The sequence below is a fragment of the Pseudovibrio axinellae genome (assembly GCF_900110875.1).
Classification (GTDB): domain Bacteria; phylum Pseudomonadota; class Alphaproteobacteria; order Rhizobiales; family Stappiaceae; genus Pseudovibrio; species Pseudovibrio axinellae.
In genome coordinates this window covers 1-5,824 of the sequence record NZ_FOFM01000044.1, presented here as the reverse complement: position 1 = coordinate 5,824, position 5,824 = coordinate 1, and the positions used below count along the sequence as shown (strand labels likewise).

Below are 5,824 nucleotides of genomic sequence, written 5' to 3'. Positions count from 1 at the left end.
CCGGGCAGATAGGGCTGGAAATGATAGCCGCATAAGGCTTGAATACAAACAATGGATCCTCACAAAAACTGGAGGAAACTTGGGTCTCAGGTCACTACAACTAGGTAAAATAGCGAAAATCGGCCAACACGAGATACTTACCCCCAAAATATAGTTGCATACCCGCCGCAGCCCACATGCTGCCAACAGCAGGTTTTTGAGTATTAAAGATTCACCGAAAAGCCTTTGCTGACATTAGTTGCAACACAGAGCTTAGCGGCTGCAGTATGGGGCTGTGTGACTGAAGGAGACAATCAGGCAAACCTTGCCCTGTATGGGGCTGCCCTGGGTCTGCCTGGATGTCTGCAAAGGCCAATCTTTAACACATTGAACTGGTGCCAAAGTTGCCGTGACAACGCCCGCTTGTGAATGCTCTTATATGCTTGCACCGGAAAGCTGAGTCTTTTCTTGTCCGGGGTTTTTGACGTTAAACAGGATTGCGTAAAGTACTGGGACCACGATCAAGGTGAGCACCGTTGCGAAGCTCAGGCCGCCCATGATGGTCATGGCCATGTTGACAAAGAAGGCATCCTGCAAGAGCGGAATAAGGCCAAGAACCGTAGTGGCAGCGGCCATAGCGACAGGCCGCATTCTGCTAACGCAGGAATCCACAATAGCAAGGTAAAGGTCTTTTGTTTCTGCCTGCTGATCTATTTCTTCAATAAGCACAATGGCATTCTTGATCAATAAGCCTATCAGGCTCAAAGCGCCGAGGAGTGACATGAAGTCAAAACTGCCGTTCATAGCGAGTAAGCCAGCCGTTATGCCGATGATGGCCAAAGGGACCGTCAGCCAGATGATGAGTGGTTGACGTACGGAACCAAACAGCAGGATAGAGGTGACAATCATCAGAGCAAAACCAGCTGGCAGAGCACCATAGATACCCGCCTGCGCCTCAGCTGAATCTTCATATTCCCCGCCCCAGCTGAACGAATAACCGGGAGGTAATTCAATTGCTTCGACGTCCCCTTTTATGCGGTTGAACAGCGGCGTCGCCAACTCCCCTTTCGGATTGGCTGAAGCGATTATGGTTTGCATTCGGTTTCGGCCCCGAATAACAGTCTCTTCCCAAACCGTATCAAAGCGGTTCACCACCTGTTGCACTGGGACGGATCTTTGTAAGACCGGGCTCCAGACTTCAACATCACGAATATGGGAAACGTCTTTTCTCTCCGCCTCTGGTGGGCGAACGACGATAGGAAGGAGGCGCGTCCCGTCTCTGTAAATCCCGACCTGGCTCCCCTCAAAGGCCTGCGCTAATGCCACTGATAAATCCTGCCGGTTGATACCTAACTGGCGGGCGACTTGTTCGTTGAATATGGGTTTGATGAGCTTTTGCGGTTGACGCCAGTCTGTTCGCACATCCTTGGAATCTTCATCAGCCCTCATGATGCGCATGGCTTCTCCTGCCAGATTTCGCAGAAGAACAGGGTCTGTTCCGTGGAAGCGCGCCTCGATTTTTCCATCTCGGCCGGGCCCAATACGCAGCGGTTTGATAATTGGGTCGAGCTGCGGCATTTCCTCAAACATGAACTCTTGAGTGGCGGCCCAGACATCCGGTATCTGATCGCGGGTCTCTGTTTGAACGATGATCTGGGCGTAGGCCGGACTGTTTTCCTTCGGCTCATAAACCAAAGAGAACCGCGCATCACCGCCGCCAATCAAGGAGGTGGTTTGCGTTACCCCCGCCTGGTTGCGCACAAACTCCGCGACTTTGAGGGTATCGTCGCGGGTTTTACGAATGTCGGTTCCCTCAACCTCCCAGATATCAACGAAAAACATCGGCGTATTGGAGTTGGGAAAGAACGCCTGTGGCACGTAACCAAACCCGACCAATGCAGCCAAAAACAAACTGAAAGCTGCTGAGACCGTAACCCAGCGGAACCGAATGGCGGTTTCCAGCGCGCTTCTATAACTCATGTAAACCCTGCCGGCATAAGGGTCTTTTTCTTCGCTTTCCTCCGTCTTTTTATCTGGCCTTAGAAAGAGCGCGCACAGCAACGGTGTGGTGCTGACTGCAGTTATCCAGCTTAGGGAAAGTGATATAAGAATGACGTAGAATAACGAACGTGCAAACTCCCCTGTGCTGGTTTGAGAAAGCCCGATGGCGGAAAATGCAAGGATGCCGATTACCGTCCCACCCAGAAGAGCCATTGCATTGCTGGAAACCACTTCGCTTGCAGCTTTTGCCGCCTTCATACCTGCTTTGATACGAATGAGCATACCCTCTGCAATCACGATTGCATTATCGACAAGCATACCCAAAGCAATGACCAGAGCTCCCAACGAGACCCGCTGTAGCTCAATATTAAACAGCTGCATGAACCACAGCGTTCCGGCCACGGTGATCAGCAGCACTGCGCCGATTATGAGACCGGTTCTGAGCCCCATAAAAAGCAAAAGAACAACAATGACGATGACAATCGCTTCACCCACATTGACGATGAATCCGCTGACGGATTGATCCACCGCTTCTGGCTGGTTGTAGATGATATGGCCTTCGATACCGATTGGTATCGTATCGACAAGCTCTTCAAATTTTTCGTTGATCGCCTTTCCGGTGTTGACTACGTTCTGACCGGGCAACATCGAAATGCCAAGGGTCAGCGAGGGCAGTCCGTTGAAATAGACCATCTTTGAAGGTTGTTCTTCATAGGCACGAGTAATGGTTGCTATGTCGCCTAAGTAGACAGCCTTTTTATCGGCTCCTTCATCCTCCGAGCTGATGAGCAAGCCGCTGATCTCTGCAACAGAGTTAAACTCTCCCGTTGGCGAAATACGAATGTATTCATCACCAACTCGAACGCTGCCTGCATCTGCAACAATATTCTGCGAGGAAAGCAACTCCGAGATACGCTCAGCAGAAAGGCCGAGTTCGCCAAGACGAGCGCGTGAGATCTCGATATAGACGACCTCCTGCTGCGCACCGCCAATAACGATCTTTCGCACACCGGGAACAAGAACGAGTTGGCGTTGAAGAGTTTCAGCCACATCCTTCAGATCGCGGTAGGTATACCCCATGCCAGAAATAGCAAGATAGATGCCGTAGACATCTGCAAAGTCATCCACGATTACCGGCTCTCCAACACCGGGAGGAAGCTTGTGCCGTACATCTGCAATCTTCCGGCGCAGTTCATCGTAAATGTTGGGAAATTGCTCAGTCGTGTATTCATCTTTAAACTGGATCTGGATATCGGAATATCCGGGCCGGGAGATCGACATCTTTATGCGTTTGAGCTGAGGGAGTTTCTGGACCGCATCTTCGATGTGGTAGGTGACTTCTTCTTGTGTTTGCTGCGCCGTCGCTCCCGGATAAGTCGTAATTATCTTCGCTTCTTTAATCGTAAAATTGGGGTCTTCCAGCTTCCCCATCTCATCAAAGCCAAGAATGCCACCACCGACCAGCACAATGATGAGGAGCCAGGAAACAACTCTGTTTTTTACCGAGTAACCGCCAATATCCATAGGAGTATCCTTGGCCTTGTTTATTCTGGCTTCTCGTCTTCACCACCAGCTGCCGGTGTTTGCGAGGACTGCGCTTTTTCTTCCGCTGACTTACGAATGCTCACGTCCTCCGGTCGCTCCTCAGCCTGCTCTTGCGTGCTCATTAAACTGACCTTCATCCCCTCAACCAAAAACGGAACGCCCGCGGTCACAATGCGGTCTCCTGGCTCAAGTCCATCCGTCACAGCGATCTGGTTGCCGCGAAGATCACCAACCTTGATGTGGCGTTTTTCCAATGCCCGACTCTCAGCGTTGACAATCCAGACATGCGGCTCAAGGTCATTTGTAGACATCACTGCTTCGGAGGGAATGAAGGTAACATTGGCGGCCCTGATGTATTTTGTGAGGTCGATGACAACGTTTGCTGTCATGCCGGGTAAAACGTTGATGTCGTCTGGTGTAGGCATGATGTAGGTTGCTTCAAAAGTACGCGTTGCAGGGTCCGCAGTGGCTGCAACTTCCTTGAATTCCAGCGCATATCGGTTGTTTGGGGCCGCATCAAAAAATACGATTACATCCGGTTCGATGCGCGTTTCTTTAAGCTCTTCGGAGGCCTCACGAACCAGAAGCATGATCTGCTCGGGAACATCGAATTTCACTTCAAGCGCTTTAAGGTCTCTAAGTTCGATAATGACCTCTTTCGCCTGAACCTCCTCATAATTCTCGACCAGCCGTTTGGCTATACGTCCGTCAAAGGGGGCTTTCAAAGTGGTGTAAGCCAAATCCTGTTTGGCCATATCCAGCGACGCCTTTGCACTCTTCAGATTGTATTCCCTGCGATCCTTTTCTCTGACCGTAGAAAATCCCCTTTCTGCCAGAGGTTTGATGCGTTCAAAATCTCGGTCCGCCCGAAAAAGTTCCGCTTCTCGTTCCTGCACAACCAACTCAAAATCAGTGGAGTCCAGCTGCGCGATAGTCTCCCCTTTCTCAATCGCTTCTCCTTCCTTAACCGGAAGTTCAACAATCGTACCGGGAACGCGAAACGATACCTCAGCACGTCTTTGAGATTCTATGCGTGCAGGGAAAGAGCGTTTTCCGCCAGATTCCGGTGTCAGGACTTCAAAGGTTTTGACAGGCCGAACAACCTCAGGCGCGCTCGTATGAGGGGCCTCGCCGCACGAGGCAAGGCCCAGTAGAAGTACACCTGCGGAAACAATATAGGAGTGAAGTCTTAGCATCGGCGAACACCAGTCTTCGATGGTTGCTGAACACAATCGTTTTGGCTTGCTATCTGTGCCTTATCACGGTGCTCTAACACCATTGTTTATTCTTGTTTTTACTGCCTTAAGAAGACAGCTGTTGTTTTTTGGGCGGAGCGTGAACTGGATTAAATCATGCAAGTTAATGGGTGTCTATAATGCCGATCATATAGTGCTTCGGAAAGCAACGTAATCTACATTTTGAAACAACATAAAAATTTGGCAAGTATATGCTATTGATTTTATTTTCGGTTCATTAGTTGATTGTTAATCAAAGCTGAGAATTCCTTGATTACTTAGCACTTAGAAGAGCAATTGGCAGCATAGTTCAATGAGTAATTCTCGGTTTGAAGCGATCGGAGAGATTAATGCCTGTGACACTACGTGGTTCTGCAATTTTTGTTAGTGCGCTTTTTATTTCGATCAGTGCAACGGCAGGTATATTCGGCGATGCGCCTGATGTTGTAATCTGTCCATTAGAGAGCACTGTAAACCGAGAGGCCGGTCATGTGGTGTTCTACATCGATGGTACTGAAGATGACATCCCGTTCTACAAACCACTGGGCAACAACGCCGTACAGCTCTCGGTAAACGACAATGGAACACTAGACACCCGAATACCCAGCTGCGCCGGCAAATCGTTGGACGACCTAAGGCAAGGAGGTCTGGCTTTTGACTTCAACTGATGAAGGATACTGCAAGGAGGATTGTCAGCTGAGGACCTCGAATAACCTTATTTTTGAAGCGCTTGGAGTTGGAAACAGGCGTGGCGGTTGTTTGTGACCATCGAAGATGGGGTGATTTTACCGCTCTTGAGGTCTTGCCTTAGCCTCGTTGGCTACGTAACGGGCATGCGTTGCAGTTGGACCATCCGATGCATGTTGTAGACTAGGTTGGCGAGGCCGATTTTTGTGGTAGCCCGTGCCTGCCCTACAGAGCGGACGCACAACCCCATCACCTGTTTCTGGCAGGCAAAGACATGCTCCACCGGTGCTCTACGTTTTGATTTGGTGTTATTGCCACGGCGCACATTGGTGGGCATAGGCTTACCTTTCGGTTTGCGACGATGAACCTGCGAGACA

4 protein-coding genes are annotated in these 5,824 nt (G+C 50.1%); 1 reads left to right on the top strand and 3 read right to left on the bottom strand.

All coding sequences use genetic code 11. The features are described 5' to 3' along the window. Positions 1-414: 414 nt before the first annotated feature. Together BMZ51_RS22945 and BMZ51_RS22940 are read right to left on the bottom strand one after the other, a co-directional pair. A complete protein-coding gene (locus tag BMZ51_RS22945; RefSeq protein ID WP_068007024.1) occupies positions 415-3,504 on the bottom strand; it encodes an efflux RND transporter permease subunit in 3,090 nt (1,029 codons plus the stop codon). A 20-nt stretch (positions 3,505-3,524) separates the two neighbouring features. Beyond that, positions 3,525-4,721: an efflux RND transporter periplasmic adaptor subunit gene (locus BMZ51_RS22940; RefSeq protein WP_068007021.1), complete on the bottom strand. Its 1,197-nt coding sequence runs from the start codon at positions 4,719-4,721 to the stop codon at positions 3,525-3,527. Positions 4,722-5,110: 389 nt separating this feature from the next. On the opposite strand from BMZ51_RS22940, the gene BMZ51_RS22935 reads away from it, so the two are divergent. Then, the gene (locus BMZ51_RS22935) at positions 5,111-5,428 is read left to right on the top strand and encodes a hypothetical protein (RefSeq protein ID WP_068007018.1); all 318 of its coding nucleotides are present in this window, start codon (positions 5,111-5,113) and stop codon (positions 5,426-5,428) included. 152 nt (positions 5,429-5,580) lie between these two features. Here the strand turns inward: BMZ51_RS22935 and BMZ51_RS22930 are convergent. Continuing rightward, positions 5,581-5,824: transposase (locus BMZ51_RS22930; RefSeq protein ID WP_074882379.1), on the bottom strand; the 244-nt coding region annotated here is incomplete at its 5' end.